The sequence below is a fragment of the Salmonella sp. 32120201201600049SM genome (genome assembly GCF_017572835.1).
In the GTDB taxonomy this organism is placed as follows: Bacteria; Pseudomonadota; Gammaproteobacteria; order Enterobacterales; family Enterobacteriaceae; genus Salmonella; species Salmonella enterica.
Genome location: NZ_JAGESA010000003.1, coordinates 113,773 through 131,406, shown reverse-complemented (window position 1 = coordinate 131,406; position 17,634 = coordinate 113,773). Strand labels below are relative to the sequence as shown.

The 17,634-nt window shown below is 53.1% G+C and carries 10 protein-coding genes and 3 pseudogenes; 5 read left to right on the top strand and 8 right to left on the bottom strand.

The window, feature by feature from the left end; genetic code table 11:
• Positions 1-4 precede the first annotated feature (4 nt).
• Positions 5-1,546, top strand: coding sequence for an exopolyphosphatase (gene ppx / locus J4650_RS09000; protein ID WP_001123330.1), 1,542 nt, complete (start codon positions 5-7; stop codon positions 1,544-1,546).
• A 35-nt stretch (positions 1,547-1,581) separates the two neighbouring features.
• Here the strand turns inward: ppx and J4650_RS08995 are convergent, their stop codons facing one another.
• Together J4650_RS08995 and J4650_RS08990 are read right to left on the bottom strand one after the other, a co-directional pair.
• Positions 1,582-3,795: a sensor domain-containing phosphodiesterase gene (locus J4650_RS08995; RefSeq protein ID WP_000773648.1), complete on the bottom strand. Its 2,214-nt coding sequence runs from the start codon at positions 3,793-3,795 to the stop codon at positions 1,582-1,584.
• 96 nt (positions 3,796-3,891) lie between these two features.
• Positions 3,892-4,029, bottom strand: a complete 138-nt coding sequence (locus tag J4650_RS08990; RefSeq protein ID WP_001540598.1) for a hypothetical protein — start codon at positions 4,027-4,029, stop codon at positions 3,892-3,894.
• A 178-nt stretch (positions 4,030-4,207) separates the two neighbouring features.
• On the opposite strand from J4650_RS08990, the gene J4650_RS08985 reads away from it, so the two are divergent.
• Positions 4,208-4,399 carry a YfgG family protein gene (locus J4650_RS08985; RefSeq protein ID WP_023993730.1) on the top strand — a complete coding sequence of 64 codons (192 nt, stop codon included), beginning with the start codon at positions 4,208-4,210 and terminating at the stop codon, positions 4,397-4,399.
• A gap of 77 nt (positions 4,400-4,476) precedes the next feature.
• On the opposite strand, the pseudogene J4650_RS22810 reads toward J4650_RS08985, so the two are convergent.
• Positions 4,477-4,596 (bottom strand): annotated as a pseudogene (locus J4650_RS22810) (hypothetical protein); the annotation flags it as partial.
• Between the two features lie 139 nt (positions 4,597-4,735).
• On the opposite strand from J4650_RS22810, the gene J4650_RS22975 reads away from it, so the two are divergent.
• The gene (locus tag J4650_RS22975) at positions 4,736-5,197 is read left to right on the top strand and encodes an STM2901 family protein (protein ID WP_000381628.1); all 462 of its coding nucleotides are present in this window, start codon (positions 4,736-4,738) and stop codon (positions 5,195-5,197) included.
• Positions 5,182-5,511 carry a DUF1493 family protein gene (locus tag J4650_RS08975; protein WP_023994424.1) on the top strand — a complete coding sequence of 110 codons (330 nt, stop codon included), beginning with the start codon at positions 5,182-5,184 and terminating at the stop codon, positions 5,509-5,511. Before J4650_RS22975 ends, J4650_RS08975 begins: the two co-directional genes overlap by 16 nt.
• 79 nt (positions 5,512-5,590) lie before the next feature.
• Here the strand turns inward: J4650_RS08975 and J4650_RS08970 are convergent.
• From J4650_RS08970 to guaB, 3 genes and pseudogenes are all read right to left on the bottom strand, one after another.
• A pseudogene (locus J4650_RS08970) lies at positions 5,591-5,919 on the bottom strand (DDE-type integrase/transposase/recombinase); the annotation flags it as partial.
• Positions 5,920-6,042: 123 nt separating this feature from the next.
• A complete protein-coding gene (gene guaA / locus J4650_RS08965) occupies positions 6,043-7,620 on the bottom strand; it encodes a glutamine-hydrolyzing GMP synthase (protein WP_000138296.1) in 1,578 nt (525 codons plus the stop codon).
• Between the two features lie 69 nt (positions 7,621-7,689).
• The gene (gene guaB, locus J4650_RS08960) at positions 7,690-9,156 is read right to left on the bottom strand and encodes an IMP dehydrogenase (RefSeq protein ID WP_000944174.1); all 1,467 of its coding nucleotides are present in this window, start codon (positions 9,154-9,156) and stop codon (positions 7,690-7,692) included.
• A 160-nt stretch (positions 9,157-9,316) separates the two neighbouring features.
• Between guaB and xseA the strand changes: the two genes are divergently transcribed.
• Positions 9,317-10,666 carry an exodeoxyribonuclease VII large subunit gene (gene xseA / locus J4650_RS08955; protein WP_023993729.1) on the top strand — a complete coding sequence of 450 codons (1,350 nt, stop codon included), beginning with the start codon at positions 9,317-9,319 and terminating at the stop codon, positions 10,664-10,666.
• Between the two features lie 161 nt (positions 10,667-10,827).
• Here the strand turns inward: xseA and shdA are convergent, their stop codons facing one another.
• A complete protein-coding gene (gene shdA, locus J4650_RS08950; protein ID WP_071827196.1) occupies positions 10,828-16,980 on the bottom strand; it encodes a fibronectin-binding autotransporter adhesin ShdA in 6,153 nt (2,050 codons plus the stop codon).
• Between the two features lie 557 nt (positions 16,981-17,537).
• Positions 17,538-17,624 (bottom strand): annotated as a pseudogene (locus J4650_RS08945) (IS1 family transposase); the annotation flags it as partial.
• Positions 17,625-17,634 lie beyond the last annotated feature (10 nt).

The following is a 17,634-nucleotide window of genomic DNA, read 5'->3' as shown; positions in this document are numbered from 1 at the left end:
CGCTATGCCAATTTACGATAAATCCCCTCGTCCGCAGGAGTTCGCTGCGGTCGATCTCGGCTCAAACAGCTTTCATATGGTCATTGCCCGCGTGGTTGACGGCGCAATGCAGATTATCGGGCGTTTAAAACAGCGCGTCCATCTGGCGGACGGGCTGGGCGCAGATAATAAACTCAGCGAAGAAGCCATGGAACGGGGGCTTAGCTGTCTGTCGCTGTTTGCTGAACGCTTACAAGGTTTCTCCCCTTCCAGCGTCTGTATCGTAGGCACCCATACGTTACGTCAGGCGCAAAATGCCGCTGATTTTCTCAAACGCGCGGAAAAGGTTATTCCCTACCCGATAGAGATTATTTCCGGTAACGAAGAAGCGCGCCTGATTTTTATGGGCGTAGAACATACGCAGCCGGAAAAAGGCCGCAAGCTGGTGATCGATATCGGCGGCGGGTCAACAGAGCTGGTCATTGGCGAAAACTTCGAACCCAGGCTGGTTGAAAGCCGTCGTATGGGCTGCGTGAGCTTCGCGCAGCTCTACTTTCCCGGCGGCGTTATCAATAAAGAAAACTTCCAGCGCGCCCGAATGGCGGCAGCGCAAAAACTGGAAACCTTAACCTGGCAGTATCGTATTCAGGGTTGGAACGTGGCGATGGGCGCTTCCGGTACGATTAAGGCCGCTCATGAAGTTCTCCTGGCGCTGGGTGAGAAAGATGGCTTCATTACGCCGGAGCGCCTCGATAAACTGAAGTCAGAAGTGTTGAAGCACCGCTCCTTTAATGCGCTCAGCCTGCCGGGTCTGTCTGAAGAACGCAAAGCGGTCTTTGTGCCGGGCCTGGCAATTCTGTGCGGCGTTTTTGATGCTCTGGCTATCCGCGAGCTTCGCCTTTCCGACGGCGCGTTGCGTGAAGGCGTGCTGTATGAAATGGAAGGCCGCTTCCGCCATCAGGATGTTCGCAGCCGTACCGCAAAAAGTCTGGCCAATCAATACAACATTGACAGAGAACAGGCCAGACGCGTGCTGGAAACCACCATGCAGATGTACGAACAGTGGCAGGCCCAGCAGCCAAAACTGGCGCATCCGCAGCTTGAAGCGTTGCTTCGCTGGGCGGCAATGCTGCATGAGGTTGGACTGAATATTAATCACAGCGGTTTACATCGCCATTCGGCTTATATTCTGCAACACAGCGATTTGCCCGGCTTTAATCAGGAGCAGCAAATGATGATGGCGACGCTGGTGCGTTATCATCGTAAAGCCATAAAACTGGATGATATGCCCCGCTTTACGCTGTTTAAGAAAAAACAGTATCTGCCGTTAATTCAGCTACTTCGGCTGGGCGTATTACTGAACAACCAGCGGCAGGCGACCACCACGCCGCCGACGCTGCGGCTAACGACCGATGACAGCCACTGGACGTTATGTTTTCCGCATGACTGGTTCAGCCAGAATGCGCTGGTACTGCTTGATCTGGAAAAAGAACAGCAGTACTGGGAAGCGGTAACTGGCTGGCGTCTCAATATTGAGGAAGAAAGCTCGCCGGAGATCGCCGCGTAAATTGTGAGCCAGACGCCGCGCCGCGGCGTCTGCCTTTACTGAATCTCAGATAATAGCTGCGGCTCGCCAATTAAATATCCCTGAAGATAGTCGATTCCCAACGAGAGCACTACGCTTCGTATTTCTTCGCTCTCGACATACTCCGCGACGACCTGCATATTTTTCATTCGCGCTAAATGACAAATAGAAGCCACAATCTGATAATCGAGACTGTTTGACACTATATTGCGAATAAAACTGCCATCAATTTTAAGAATATCGGCGTCAACGTTTTTCAGCCGCGCATAGCTGGCGTAGCCAGTACCGAAATCATCAATCGCTATCTGACAGCCAAACTGCTGTAGCTGTCCCAGCGTCAACTGCGCCTGCTCAGCATTGGTGAGAGAGTTGCTTTCCGTTACCTCAAAAACCAGTTGCCAGGGTTCAACCTGATATTGCGTAAGCAGCTGCTTAACTTCTGCAGGGAAACGAGCGCGGCATACCGATGTTGGCGACAGATTAATGGCAAAACGATGCGCGGGCATATATTCCCGGCTGGCCGCCATAAACCGCAGCGTGTTTTCAATCACCCAGAGATCGATAGCGGAAGACAAACCAAACTCATGCGCCACGGGTAAAAAATTGTCCGGGTTGATAACGTCGCCGTTGTCATCCCTGAGTCGCAGTAAGATTTCATGGTAAACGTCCCCACGAACACCGAAAATAGGCTGCGCCATCAGGAAAAAATGATCGTGCTCCAACGCCTGTTGCAGGCGATTCATCATCGCAATTCTGCCCTTCAAATCGCGCTGCAGGTGCATTGCGCCGCGCCGCTGTAAATCCTCCGGCGCGTTAGTCGTCAACGAAAGATCGGAACTGGTGCTTAATTCGCCCAACAGCAGATAAAGGTGGCTAACCGGAGAACGCACGCAGCAGTAACTCACGCCGACAGGGGGCTGTAGCGGCAGTCCGTCCCAGATAAACCGAAACTGCTTAATATGTTTATCCAGCGCTTCAATACGCTGCTGATGCGACTCTGTATTAAGACGCAGCACCAGGTCGTGCCCTGACATCTGGTAGACGCACTCATTTGAGGCCAGCATCGGCGTAATCCAGTGAGAGAGCTTTTGCTTATACTGGATGCGTAACATGACGCCATAATTTTTACCCAATAGCTCCAGGCCCGGCACGTGTAAAAAACAGATCGTAGACCAGGGCGCATTTTGGAGCGCGCGGTTTAACGCACGTAAATTGGGAAGATGTACAACCGGGTCAAGATAGGCCAGCCGCCGTGCGCGACCACTCACTACGCGCTGACGCGTGGCCAGTACAGACATATAATTAACAATAAAAGAAAAAACCAGATAGCTCGAAGAGGTAATCGCTAATTGCGTATCATAACCTGAATACCAGGGCATATAACGCTGATAATAATGAATCGACGTAATTAGCACGACGGCCCAGATAATTGAAATAAACTTATAGCCATAGCGCATCGCACCCCACAGCATGACCGGCAATAATAACGAAAGCGTATAGTTGGTACTAAATATTGAACTATTATCAGTCAATGGCATACACAGTATAAACATTAGTGTAGTCAATACGGCCAGCCAAATAACGATCTCTTTTTTAGTGGCCTTGCTATCAATCTGTAGCTTTAATTGCTGATAATACCCCCGCAGGTGCAGCGGATTGCGGAGAGTACGAATAATAAAATAGCACAATGGCACGCCGACAAGGTTACCGACCAGTAACGCCTGGTAATTAATCAGCGTGTTGATATTAAAGGGCATTACCCCCATCAGGCTGGCTTTGCTTTCGTACATGCCAACAAAAGCGGCAAACTGGTAGATGACCAGAAATAATGTTGCAGAACAAAATACCTGCCAGAATATTCGTTGAAACAACAGGTGGGCGTCGCCGTGGGAAACATTGTTTCGCCGTGGGGAAAAGACACGATAGCCGCCCCAGCTTAGCACGATAGTAATGATAAAGTGCATCGTCACAGAAAGGGTTTCATACAGCCCTGTCTGCGGGTATCTGCGCCAGAAGATAGCAAGCACAATGCCCGGCAGTGCTGCCCAGCCGAAAAAGAGCATCAGGCTAAGCATAAAAGCTAACGGCAGGTAAAAAAGAACCACATTTCCAGTGCTGGTAAGCGCATAAGTATTTGCGCTACTTAAAACAGGTAGTAAAATCGAAGGAAGGATGAGCGGTAGTCCCCACCATTTATCTCTGATATTTATATAAGTTTTATTTAGTTTCATAGATGCTCAGCAGAACCCCCCAATCCCAAAGGGGCGTTAACAGACAGGCATCCCACCTGACTTTAAATTGATGATGCGATATACATCACACGATAGTCATCGATTGTAATTATTAAACAAAAGTAACATTTGATTTAAGTCAATTATTACCTTTCTCCTGCAGCCTTTATTCGCCTTTTTATTCTTTGTTATCATTAATTTATTATTAATGTAAATACTAAAATTATCTTCCATAACAATATAAGATAAATCAACTGACGCAATTTTACATTAAGAGGAATTGACCATCGGTTCGCAGTATGCCTTAATGTAGAGTGAACGCAGGCTTGTTACGTTCTTCGCCTTGATAATACCCTTGAAGAACCCAGCCTGATCCCGCCCATACCGCTGGGCCAACGTTAAGGAACCCTTCGTGAGTCAGGCCAACAGTATGCGAAAACGACATCGATTTAACACTCGCATGACCCGTATCGTACTGCTTATCAGTTTTATCTTCTTCTTTGGACGTTTCGTCTACTCTTCTATCGGCGCCTGGCAGCACCATCAGGATAAAAAAGAAGCGCAACAATCATCGCTTTCTGTCACCACGCCGGGACAACGTTAAGCTGTTATCCGTTAAAAAGCCCGCGCAAGAAAAAGAAGCTTTAGCGTTAACGCAAAAAGACAACCCACTCAATGGGTTCAGGCCATGATCAGACGCTTAAAGAGCAACCGCGGGATATCCTGCCTGGGTGATAAGATCACATGCGCGGTTACTAAGATTCCCTCGACCGAATACAAAACCCGATAGCCTTCAGCGTGCCCCTATCATGTACTGCAAAACAACCCCGATGATCTTTTTTTTCAAAGAGGTGAATCGCTTACTACCCCGTAATTATTAGTTAGAACAAAGAGATTAGGTGTTGTATAATTTTTGGTCATGGTTAGAAGGGGTGAGTAAATGGACACTACTGAAACATTGAATGGTACGTACTTCTACGGCGGGTTATCCAACCTGACACCACAACAACTATGGTGGGCTATCACCATCGCCGTTGTGAGCGATCATCTGGGGATCTCAGCGGTCGATGCTGCACTGGTTATCTCAGGGCAACCAGTTCTACCTACGAGGGGTAAACCTCGTGGGACAACTCCAGGAACATCAATTGCTTCTAAGTACATCAGTAATTGGTTGAACTATAAACTGCCACCTGGGATCAGATTACCAACGTTGACAGGCAAAACCATCAACTCATTACAGCTAAGCTCAACGAATAATTTAGGTCGTTTCGTTGGTCGTAATGTACCCTGGCTCGGTTGGGTTATGACATTCACTACGATTTATGATATCCAGCGTGATATTAAAGATACATTTAATCGTGTGGCGGTTCCTAAAGATCGCATTCAGTGGACGTACTTCTAATGAGAGATATTAAGAAAGAAATTATCGATTTTATCGATCAGGAATATAACACTAAAAAGTACTTTCTCTGTGGGCCAAAGCGAACCATCACGCTTGATACCAGTATTAGGGATGATCTTAAACTCGTTTTTGAAGATAGTGAAGAACTTCTACAAGAGTACTTCAAGCGTTGGAATGTAGATCCAGAAGGATTTGACATACTCAACTATCTGAATCCAGAGTACTTTGGAAGTAAAGAGCCTGATCCGCGTAAGCCACTAACGGTTGGTATGCTCGTTGAAAGTGCTAAAGCTGGACGTTGGTTATATAGTTGAAGAATAAAGTTATTATATTTTAAATACCCCTTATTTGGGCTGAATCGCCACGGATAACCTGGGCACTTCTGAGTCGTTGGTAGATCTTTTTCTTTATCCGTTCACGCTTCAGTAGCTGGAAAAAGCTTTCTGCAACCGCATTGTCATGACAGTTGCCACGACGGCTCATACTGCCCTCCAGTCCGTGCGATTTCAGCCATTCATAGCGGGTGTACTGACTATCCTGATCAGAATGAACCAGCACCTGTTTTTGGGATGACGTCGCCACACGGCCATCAGAAGCGCATTCAGGACAATATCTTTTGTCATTCGTGGTTGCATTGACCAGCCGATAACTTTGCGCGAGAACAAATCAACGACCACGGCAAGATACAGCCAACCTTCGTGGGTTCGTAATTACGTCAAATTTGCCGCCAGAAGCTGTGCACTACACAGAAAACTCATCTATGCACATAAATAAAAACCCTCTGTAAAAACAGAGGGTTAAATTCACGTTTACCTGTTCATGAAAACACAGGAAGGGTTATCGGCTTATTCCCACTCAATGGTAGCTGGTGGTTTACCGCTGATGTCATACACCACACGGGAAATCCCGTTGACTTCATTGATGATGCGGTTGGAAACACGACCCAGGAAATCATACGGCAGATGTGCCCAGTGTGCGGTCATAAAGTCGATGGTTTCGACAGCACGCAGAGAGACAACCCAGTCGTACTTACGACCATCACCCATGACGCCTACGGAGCGTACTGGCAGGAAGACGGTAAACGCCTGACTGACTTTGTCGTACAGATCCGCTTTGCGCAGCTCTTCAATGAAGATAGCGTCCGCGCGACGCAGCAGGTCGCAGTACTCTTTCTTCACTTCGCCCAATACGCGAACGCCGAGGCCCGGCCCCGGGAACGGATGACGGTACAGCATGTCGTACGGCAGGCCCAGCTCCAGACCAATCTTACGCACTTCGTCTTTGAACAGCTCTTTCAGCGGTTCAACCAGCCCCATCTTCATCTCTTTCGGCAGGCCGCCGACATTGTGGTGAGATTTGATGACGTGCGCTTTACCGGTTGCAGACGCCGCAGATTCGATAACGTCAGGGTAGATGGTGCCCTGCGCCAGCCATTTCACGTCTTCCAGTTTCAGCGCTTCTTCGTCGAACACTTCCACAAAAACGCGACCGATGATCTTACGCTTGGCTTCCGGATCGTTCTCGCCAGCCAGCGCGGACAGGAAGCGCTCTTCCGCCGGTACGTGAACGATATTCAGGCCAAAATGGTCGCCAAACATGTCCATCACCTGCTCGGCTTCGTTCAGGCGCAGCAGGCCGTTGTCGACGAAAACACAGGTCAGATTTTTACCGATCGCGCGGTGCAGCAGCATTGCGGTGACGGAAGAATCCACACCGCCGGAGAGACCGAGGATCACTTTATCGTCGCCAACCTGCTCGCGAATGCGCGCCACGGCGTCGTCGATAATTTTCGCCGGCGTCCACAGGGCTTCACACTGGCAGATATCGCGTACAAAACGCTCCAGCATGCGCATACCCTGGCGGGTGTGAGTCACTTCCGGGTGGAACTGTACGCCGTAGAAGCGTTTTTCTTCGTTGGCCATAATGGCGAACGGACAGCTCTCGGTGCTGGCGACTGTCACGAAGTCGGACGGAATCGCCGTCACTTTATCGCCGTGGCTCATCCACACGTCCAGCAGCGGTTTGCCGTCTGCGGTCAGGGAATCTTCAATACCGCGAACCAGCGCGCTGTCGGTCAATACTTCGACCTGCGCGTAACCAAATTCACGCTCATTAGAACCTTCTACATGACCGCCAAGCTGCATCGCCATGGTCTGCATCCCGTAGCAGACGCCAAATACCGGCACGCCTGCTTCAAAGACATACTGCGGCGCGCGCGGGCTGTTTTCTTCGGTGGTGCTTTCCGGGCCGCCGGAAAGAATAATGCCGCTTGGGTTGAAGTCACGAATTTGTGCTTCTGTCACATCCCACGCCCACAGTTCGCAGTAAACACCCAGCTCACGCACGCGGCGCGCAACCAGTTGAGTGTACTGAGAACCGAAGTCCAGAATGAGGATGCGATGCTTATGAATGTTTTCCGTCATTGACGCTTATTCCGAGGCAAGTGAAACAGATTAAATAAATCGCCCGACGCGAAGGTCGGGCGAAGAAAATCAGGAGCCCAGACGGTAGTTCGGGGACTCTTTGGTGATGGTCACGTCGTGAACGTGGCTTTCCTGAATGCCCGCACCGCTGATACGCACAAACTCCGCTTTAGTACGCAGTTCGTCGATGGTAGCACAACCGGTCAGCCCCATACAGGAGCGCAGGCCGCCCATCTGCTGGTGAATGATCTCTTTCAGGCGACCTTTATAGGCTACGCGGCCTTCGATACCTTCCGGCACCAGTTTGTCGGCGGCGTTGTCGCTCTGGAAGTAACGGTCGGAGGAACCTTTGGACATCGCGCCCAGCGAGCCCATCCCGCGGTAAGATTTGTACGAACGGCCCTGGTAGAGTTCGATTTCGCCCGGGGATTCTTCGGTACCGGCCAGCATCGAGCCCACCATTACCGCGCTCGCGCCTGCGGCGATGGCTTTGGCGATATCGCCGGAGAAACGGATACCGCCGTCAGCGATAACCGGAATTCCGGTGCCTTCCAGCGCTTCTACCGCGTCGGAAACAGCGGTGATCTGCGGAACGCCCACGCCAGTCACGATACGAGTCGTACAGATAGAGCCAGGGCCGATACCCACTTTCACCGCGCTGCAACCGGCTTCCGCCAGTGCGCGAGCGCCTGCGCCAGTGGCGACGTTGCCGCCGATGATTTGCAGGTCAGGATATTTAGCACGGGTTTCACGGATACGTTGCAGAACACCTTCCGAATGACCGTGAGAGGAGTCGATCAGCAGGACGTCAACGCCTGCCGCCACCAGCGCGTCAACGCGCTCTTCGTTGCCCGCGCCTGCGCCGACCGCCGCGCCGACACGTAAACGGCCCTGCTCATCTTTACAGGAGTTTGGTTTACGTTCCGCTTTCTGGAAATCTTTTACGGTAATCATGCCAAGCAGATGGAAGTTATCATCAACGACCAGCGCTTTTTCTACGCGTTTTTCGTGCATTTTTGCCAGCACGACTTCACGGGCTTCGCCTTCACGAACGGTCACCAGACGCTCTTTCGGCGTCATGTAAACGCTAACCGGCTGGTTCAGGTCAGTCACAAAACGCACGTCACGACCGGTGATGATACCCACCAGCTCGTTATCTTCAGTCACCACCGGATAGCCCGCAAAACCGTTACGCTCGGTCAGGGCTTTCACTTCATGCAACGTGGTGGTTGGCAGGACGGTCTGCGGGTCGGTCACTACGCCGGACTCGTGTTTCTTCACGCGGCGAACTTCTTCCGCCTGGCGCTCAATGGACATGTTTTTGTGGATAAAACCAATGCCGCCTTCCTGGGCCAGGGCAATTGCCAGGCGCGCTTCCGTCACGGTGTCCATCGCCGCAGAAAGCATAGGAATATTCAGACGAATAGTTTTCGTCAACTGCGTGCTGAGATCGGCAGTATTCGGCAAAACGGTGGAATGAGCGGGAACAAGGAGGACGTCGTCAAACGTCAGGGCTTCTTTAGCGATACGTAGCATGGGCAATATCTCACCTGGGAGGTTAATAAATATTGCCGCGGCATTATACAGAACGTAATCGGTTGCATCTACATTTTTTTGCAAATAGTGCTTGCGATCCCCCGTGAGCAGGTTACTATCGATTGAATAACCTGCTGATTTAGAATTTGATCCCGCTCACATGTTATCCTCTCAAACTTCCTCAATTTTTACCGTAAGCCGCCTTAACCAGACGGTTCGTCTGCTGTTAGAACAGGAGATGGGACAGGTATGGATCAGCGGCGAGATTTCTAATTTCACGCAGCCTGCGTCGGGCCACTGGTACTTTACGCTCAAAGACGATACCGCTCAGGTGCGCTGTGCGATGTTCCGTAACAGCAACCGCCGGGTGACGTTCCGCCCGCAGCACGGGCAGCAGGTGCTGGTACGCGCCAACATTACGCTGTACGAGCCGCGCGGCGATTATCAAATCATCGCCGAAAGTATGCAGCCCGCGGGCGAAGGCTTGTTGCAGCAGAAATATGAGCAGCTAAAAGCCACACTCCAGGCCGAAGGCTTGTTCGATCAGCAGCATAAACAGCCGTTGCCCTCCCCGGCCCACTGCGTGGGGGTGATCACCTCGAAAACCGGCGCGGCGCTGCACGATATTCTCCACGTGCTAAAGCGTCGTGACCCATCCCTGCCCGTAATTATCTACCCGACGGCGGTCCAGGGCGACGACGCGCCGGGGCAGATCGTTCGTGCTATCGAACTGGCGAACGCGCGGGGCGAGTGTGATGTACTGATCGTCGGACGCGGCGGCGGTTCGCTGGAAGATTTGTGGAGTTTTAACGACGAACGCGTGGCGCGGGCGATTTTTGCCAGCCGCATTCCGGTGGTCAGCGCCGTCGGTCACGAAACGGACGTCACGATAGCTGATTTTGTCGCCGACCTGCGCGCGCCTACGCCATCAGCAGCGGCAGAAATTGTCAGCCGCAACCAGCAGGAGTTGTTGCGTCAGATTCAGTCCGCCCAACAGCGTCTGGGCATGGCGATGGACTACTACCTCGCCAACCGTAGCCGTCGTTTCACGCAGATTTTTCACCGTCTGCAACAGCAACATCCGCAACTGCGTCTGGCCCGTCAGCAAACCGCGCTGGAACGTCTACGCCAACGGATGGGATTTGCGCTTGAGGCCAGGATTAAGCAGGCCATTCAGCGCCAACAGCGCGTAAGTCAACGTCTGAGCCAGCAAAATCCGCAGCCGCGCATTCACCGCGCGCAGTCGCGCATCCAACAGCTGGAATATCGTCTGACGGAGAATATCCGCTCACGGTTAAGCGAACAGCGCGAACGCTTTGGCAACGCGGTCACGCATCTGGAAGCGGTCAGCCCGTTAGCCACGCTGGCGCGCGGCTATACGGTTTCGACGACAACGAACGGCAAGGTGCTGAAAAAGATCAAACAGGTCAAAGCAGGCGATATTATGACCACGCGACTGGAGGACGGCTGGCTTGAAAGTGAAGTCAAATCCGTCACGCCGGGCACGTAATCCAACATTCCCCCACCCTTTGCAGCGCGATGTTGGGTTTCGACTTCGCCTCAGCCAACCTACGCGCCACGTCGGATAAGGTGTAGCCATAATCTGACGATCAACCGGTTTGTCATTCGCCTCAAAACCGGGCAGGGAACACCCGCCCGGTTTTGTCTAACTTACCAGTTATAGCGCAGATTGAGGCTACCGTTCAGATCGCCAAAGTCATTGCTGCCAGTCTGCCCGGCAACCTGAGCGCGAACGCTCCACTGCTTATCAATATCTGCCTGCAGACCTACTTTCAGCTCCGCACGGTTAGCCGGAAGATCCTGTTTCACCGTGGCATCATCAAACGATACCGACACATCATCGCTGGTGTGCAGCCAGTTAGCTTCAGCAAACGGCTGGATAACCGTACGGCTGCCTTTGTACAGCTTGCCGTCAACACGCAGGCCCAGACGCGTTGTCCAACTGTCGCCATCCTGACCATCGATCCGGGTGCCGTAGTTATCTTTCACGCTATCCGCTGAGTAATTCTGCCAGACAACCTGCGCCTGCGGCGTCAGACTGACAGTATTGCCGTTGCTAAGCGCAATATCGTAGCGATAACCGGTTTCCAGCGAGACGGCGTTAGCGGTTGAATCATAAGATTCAGATCCCGCATCACCGCTCTCTACGCTGTTGTTGTAGAAACCATATTGGTACCAGCTGTCGACATACGCGCCGCTATGCGTTTGGGCATCGGCAAACCAGGTGGCATAGACGCCAAGGTTATAGCCGTCTACGTTGCCGCTACTGGTGAACTGGCTACCGTCCGCGCCACGGTTACCGGTGCTGTCGGTATCGGCGTTGATGTAGCTCGCCATGACACCAACGGTAACGCTCTGTTGGCCGTTACCCCAGGCCAGAATGTCGCCGCCTAACTGGAACTGGGAGTAGTTGCTGTCCATATCGATATTGCCGCTGACAGCCTCGGATTCCGCTTTACCCGCTTTGAAGCGCGCCCATACGCTGCCATCGGCATTACGATACTGGCTGCCCTCGCGGTCATAGAGGGTCTGCATTTGCAGGTTGCGCGCCATCCACTGGTTGCCCATGTACGCGCCGATATCCGCACGGTACTGCGGTGCGACATCGCCGCCGTGGTCCGGAGGCGTGACATCGCCGCCGTCGCCGCCGTCGTCCGGAGGCGTGACATTACCGCCATCGCCGCCGTCGTCCGGAGGCGTGACATTACCGCCATCGTCACCGCCATCCGAAGGCGTGTCATCACCGCCGCTGTCGTCATCATCAGACTGTGCTTTTGACGCCAGATACCAGTCGTTGTCACTTTCATTCCAGTACAGACGGTAGGTATACAGACTGGCGTTAACTTCATTTTTTAACACAAACGCATCGCTGGTCGATACGCCGCCAACATCCACCACTTCGATACCGTTAGTGGTCTGTGCTCCATCGCCGATGCCGTTGATGTACAGATCGGTGGTGCCGGAGGCATCGCCGGTAATGACCAACTTATCGGTTGCCGAATCATCGTCGCCCAGGACGGTATTCAGGTAAAGCGAGCCGCCGTTGCCGGTGTAATTGCCATCAACATAAAGCGTATTGCCAGGCGTGCTGGAGCTGCTACCGCTGGTCATTGTCCCCATATTGATCAGATCGCCATTGAGGGTGAAGATAGCGCCTGTCTCCTCGCTGTCGCCAAAGACCAGCGTCCCTTCATTGGTCACCTTACCGTTAACGGTCGTACCATTGCTGCCGCCAAAGGTCGCGTCGGAAGCGACGTTCACCGCCTGCTGGCTGCCCACTTCGCCAATCGTACCGTCTCCGGCCAGCCACAGCGTGCCTTCCTGTACGTTAGTATCGCCGGTGTAGGTGTTCGCGCCGCTCAGCGTCAATTTACCCGCGCCCAGTTTGGTCAGCGATTTACCGTCCCAGTCGCCGTTGCCGGTTTTATCGCCCAGTACGCTGGTGACTTCAAAACTGTCGCCTGCGCCCAGAGTAAACGTGCCGTGTGCTGGCGTCGCTGACGTGGCGGTCGCATTCCAGCTCAGCCCTTCGGTAAGCAGATATTCTGACGCATCTTCAGGATTGATTGTCCCGGTTACGGTCAGATAGTCCGGCTGGTCAGTGAGGTTCATCGTCAGGCTGGTAAAGTCGCCGCTGATATCGCTGTCCATATCCATCAGTTTAAAGGACTGGAACTCCGCGTCGGAGGCGCGCGCTTGCAGGCTGGCGTCGCTGACGACCAAATCGCCGCCAAGCGTGGCGCTGCTGCCGGTAATCAGCGGTTGCACTGAGTCACTATTCAGCTCAACGTTCAGCGTACTGCCATCTTCCTGAATTAACGCGCTGTCGCCGAGATCCAACGAGGTGCCGAGCGCCAGTTGGGTCGTCGCGCCGCTATGAGTGGTGATGCCGCCCACCGCGCTGACTTCACCGTCTGCGTCCAGCACCAGCGTGGCGTTATTGTCTACCAGACCGGTGCCCAGCGCCGTCGTACTGGCGGCGACCAGCGTACCTTCATTGATGGTGGTGCCGCCGCTGTAGTCGTTGTCGCCGGAGAGGATCAGCGTGCCTGCGCCTTCTTTGGTCAGCGATTTACCGTCCCATCTGCTACCCGGATCCAGCGTATCATCAACGTCTGTCAGTGTAGCCGCAACGTTAAAGCTGCCGTCAGGGTCGCTCAGGGTAAAGGTGCCGTGGGCGTCGGTAGTGGCGTTGTCTCTGTTCGCATACCAGGAGAGGGAGGCCGTCAGATCATAGTGGGTGTTGTCTGCTTCATCGACTTTTCCGTCGATAGTCAGGAAGTCAACATCTTCTCTATTCATTCCCGCGACGGTCAGATTGTCGAAATCGGTCGTAATGGCGCTGTCGCTGCCAATCAGCGTGTAGGTGTATGCCTCAGGCGTCCAGCTGTCCGTAACGCTGCCGATGCCGGTAACATTCAGCGTGCCGCCCAGCGTGACGCTGTCGGCGGTAATGGCGCTTTCACCGTTGGCCTTACTGAGGTCAATATTCAGCGTACTATCGGCTTGCTGAGTCAGCGAGTCGACGTTGAGCGTCGTACCTCTGGCCAGCTCAGTCGTTGCTCCAGACTGGGTCGCGACATTCGCAAGGTTGAATTCGCCCTCCGCGTCCAGCATCAGCGTACCGCTGTTGTCGATATTGCCGCTGCCCAGCGCGTTGACGTTGGCGGCAATCAGCGTGCCGTCAGTGATAGTGGTGGCGCCGGAATAGCTGTTGTCGCCGCTTAACGTCAGCTCGCCCGTACCGGTTTTCACCAGCGAACCGCTACCGGAAAGCATATTTTCCAGCTCGCCCTCGCCGACCTGAAGCACGCCGCTGTTGGCGATAGCGCCAGTGCCCAGCGAATCCGCATGGTCAGCCATCAGCGTGCCGCCAGTAATGGTGGTGCCGCCGGAGTAAGTGTTGTCGCCGCTTAGCGTCAGCTCGCCTGTGCCGGTTTTCACCAGCGAACCGCTGCCGGAAAGCGTATTTTCCAGCTCGCCCTCGCCGACCTGAAGCACACCGCTGTTGGCAACAGCTCCGGTACCCAGCGAATCCGCATGGTCAGCCGTCAGCGTACCGCCGATAATGGTGGTGCCGCCGGAGTAACTGTTATCGCCGCTTAGCGTCAGCTCGCCTGTGCCGGTTTTGACCAGCGAGCCGCTGCCGGAAAGCGTATTTTTCAGCTCGCCCTCGCCGACCTTAAACACGCCGCTGTTGGCAATAGCCCCGGTCCCCAGCGAATCTGCATGGTCAGCCGTCAGCGTGCCGCCAGTAATGGTGGTGCCGCCGGAATAGCTGTTATCGCCGCCTAACGTCAGCTTGCCCGTACCGGTTTTCACCAGCGAGCCGCTGCCGGAAAGCGTATTTTCCAGCTCGCCCTCGCCGACCTGAAGCACGCCGCTGTTAGCAACAGCGCCAGTGCCCAGCGAATCTGCATGGTCAGCCGTCAGCGTACCGTCGGAAATAGTGGTGCCGCCGGAGTAAGTGTTATCGCCGCTTAGCGTCAGTTCGCCTGTGCCGGTTTTCACCAGCGAGCCGCTGCCGAAAAGCGTATTTTCCAGCTCGCCTTCGCCGACCTGAAGCACGCCGCTGTTGTCGATATCGCCGCTGCCCAGCGAATCCGCATGGTCAGCCGTCAGCGTACCGCCGGAAATAGTGGTGCCGCCACTGTAGTTGTTAGCGCCGGTCACGATCAGCTCATCGTTACCGCTTTTGACAATTTGGCCCCCGCCGGTGACGTTGTTATCCAGCGTTCCCTGGCTCAGCGCAAGCGTTGCGCTTTCTGCAATCGTCACATCGCCAGTGCCGAGCGCGGCGGCGTCTTTGGCGGCCAGAATGCCGCCGTCAATTTCAGTATCGCCGTAGTCGTTGCCGGTGTTGCTGAGGATCAGCGTGCCGTCGCCTTGTTTGGTTAGCTTGCTGCCGTTCCAGTCGGAGGTCGCCGTGGTTTCGTCCAGTTCGCTGGTGACGGTAAAGGTACTGCCTGCATCAACGGTAAAAGTGCCATGCGCAGCGCGCGCAGATTTTGCGCCCGCGTACCAACTCAAGCCCGTAGACAGCTCGTAGTTGGTATTATCATTCGCATCAACGCCCGCGTTGATCGTCAGATAATCCGGCATAGCGGAGGTGTCGGCATCCAGCGTTACGCTGTCAAAATCGGTAGTGATCGCAGTTTGCGAATCAATCAGCGTGATCGATCCAAAGTGTTCGTCGGTTTCGGGCGCGACAAAGGTGGCCGTTGAGCTAAGGTTCAGCGTCCCGTCCAGCGTGACGTTGGCGGCTTTGATAATTGGCGAGCTGTTGGCGGTATCCAGCGTCGCGTTTATCTGGCTGCCGTCCTGCAAGGTCAGGGTATTGTCCACCGTCAGCAGCGTACCTGTCGAACCGCTCGCGTTGCCCAGCGTAATATCGCCGTCGTTGGTCAGATTGCCGACGGTTGACGGGTCGGTCATGTTCCACTGGCTGGTGTCGTCGAGCGACAGCGTAGTAAACATCGCATCTACACTACCGGTTAACGTGGACCCCTGGCTTAAAGAGAGCGATGACGATGACGCGTCAGTCTGGACAATGTTGCCGGTCAGCATCGTTTTTTCGGCCTGAATAGTCGCTTTGCTGCCTAATTTGATCGCGGTCGGCGCCGTAAAGGTGCTGTTGGTGAGCTCAATGGGGTCGTTAATGGTCGTGCTGCCATCAATGTTCAGTGCGACAGTTTTTGAGGTGACGTTTGCGTCGCTGACCGTCAGCGCGTTGAGATCCTCATACCCGTCGAGTTTTCTTTTGCTGGTTATAAAGATACCGTCGCCGTCGGCGTTGATGGTGGCGCCGTCGATCCTGGCGTCCGACGCCAGAATATACACGCCCGTACCGGCAGAGGTAATGTTGCCGCCTGTAATATCCAGGGTAGTGGCGTTATTGGCCTGTACCGCCGCGCCGCTGGCATTGGTATGTGTTATGGTCGCGTTGGTGAGATTAAGAGCGGCCTTATTGGTACCCTGGATGGTGCTCATCGTACCTGCAGAGCTGACCGAGCTATCAGACAGGTTCAGGGTGGAACCCTCGTCTGTCGCGGTGTTTCCGGCAACAACGTTTATCTGGCCTTGCGCCAGGGTGATTGTGCTACCGTCCAGCACGTTCAGCGTACTGCCTTGTTGCACCTGCGCGCTGCTGCTGTTAGCTGCCTCAACGGTGGTGTTGTTCAGTGTCGCTGCTGAACCCGTATACAACGTCATTACGCCGTAATTGCCGCCAATATTCAGCGTGCTGTCCGTTAACGTCAGTGTGCTGCCATCCGCTGCGGAAATACCCAGCGAATAAATACTATCAGTGGTTATCTCCGTGTCGGTAAGCTCAAGGATGGCATAATGATCTATCGAAATGGCTTTGGAAACATACTTACCGCCATCCGGAGCATTGGCCCCGCCTCCGGTCGTTTCAATGACGAGCCCCGTCCCTTTGACCGTGGTGGATTGCCAGCCGACGGTGGCGACACCCGAGACATACAGTGCCGCGCCATCCTCAACTCCCGAATAGGTCATCGCCGGCGTTGACTCATCCAGAACGTGGGGCTGCGCATCAGCATATGACACCTGATTATCGGCCATAGCCAGCGGGCTGAAAAATCCGAGCGCCGCAGCCACGACGCAAGCCAGCGCCGCGCGCGTTGCTTTTATTATTTGTCCATATTCGGACTTTTTGTTTGGGGAATGGGTTTCACTCACGCATACTTGCGCTTTAACTTTGCTGTGGCCTCGCGCCAGTTCTGAAGCCACAACATACATATTTCGCACGGCGCTCCAGACAATACTGTAGGTCCTGTTCAATTTTTAAATTTCCTTTTAATAACGTTCACGAAGCAAACTGGATTTTGATTGGCTGTAAATAGCTTTTAAATGGTGTATATAAATGAGATAAATAATAAATGATAAAAATATGGTTTTATGAATGATTGCAATCACCTGTAACAATATATTATCAAAGCCAAATTATTAACCACTTTCAAGGCCTATTTCAATATCAGGTCAACTTTTGATTAATTTATAATTGATATAAATATATCCATCTCTTTTATATATATTTATATTGTGAATATCATTTAATGATTTCATATATTGAGATAAATAGATGCGCGAAGCAAAAAGGGGTAATTATCATGCGACACCTGGCGTTATTTTAAATATACTCGTCATACTTCAAGTGGCATGTGCTGCGGCTACGTTCCCTCACCCCAGTCACTTACTTTAGTAAGCTCCTGGGGATTCGCTCGCTTGCCGCCTTCCTGCAACTCGAATTATTTAGAGTATATACGTAGCGCCAGATGCCGGTTTGCAGAAGGGAGACGGCGCTTTTACACACGCGTGGCAAACGGTGGTGACGCCAATTAGCAGAACATATACTTTTCAATGAATGCTACTTTCACTTTTTCATGAAGCTCAATTGAACGTGAAAAGCAGATTATTTTCGTGCCAGACGCATAA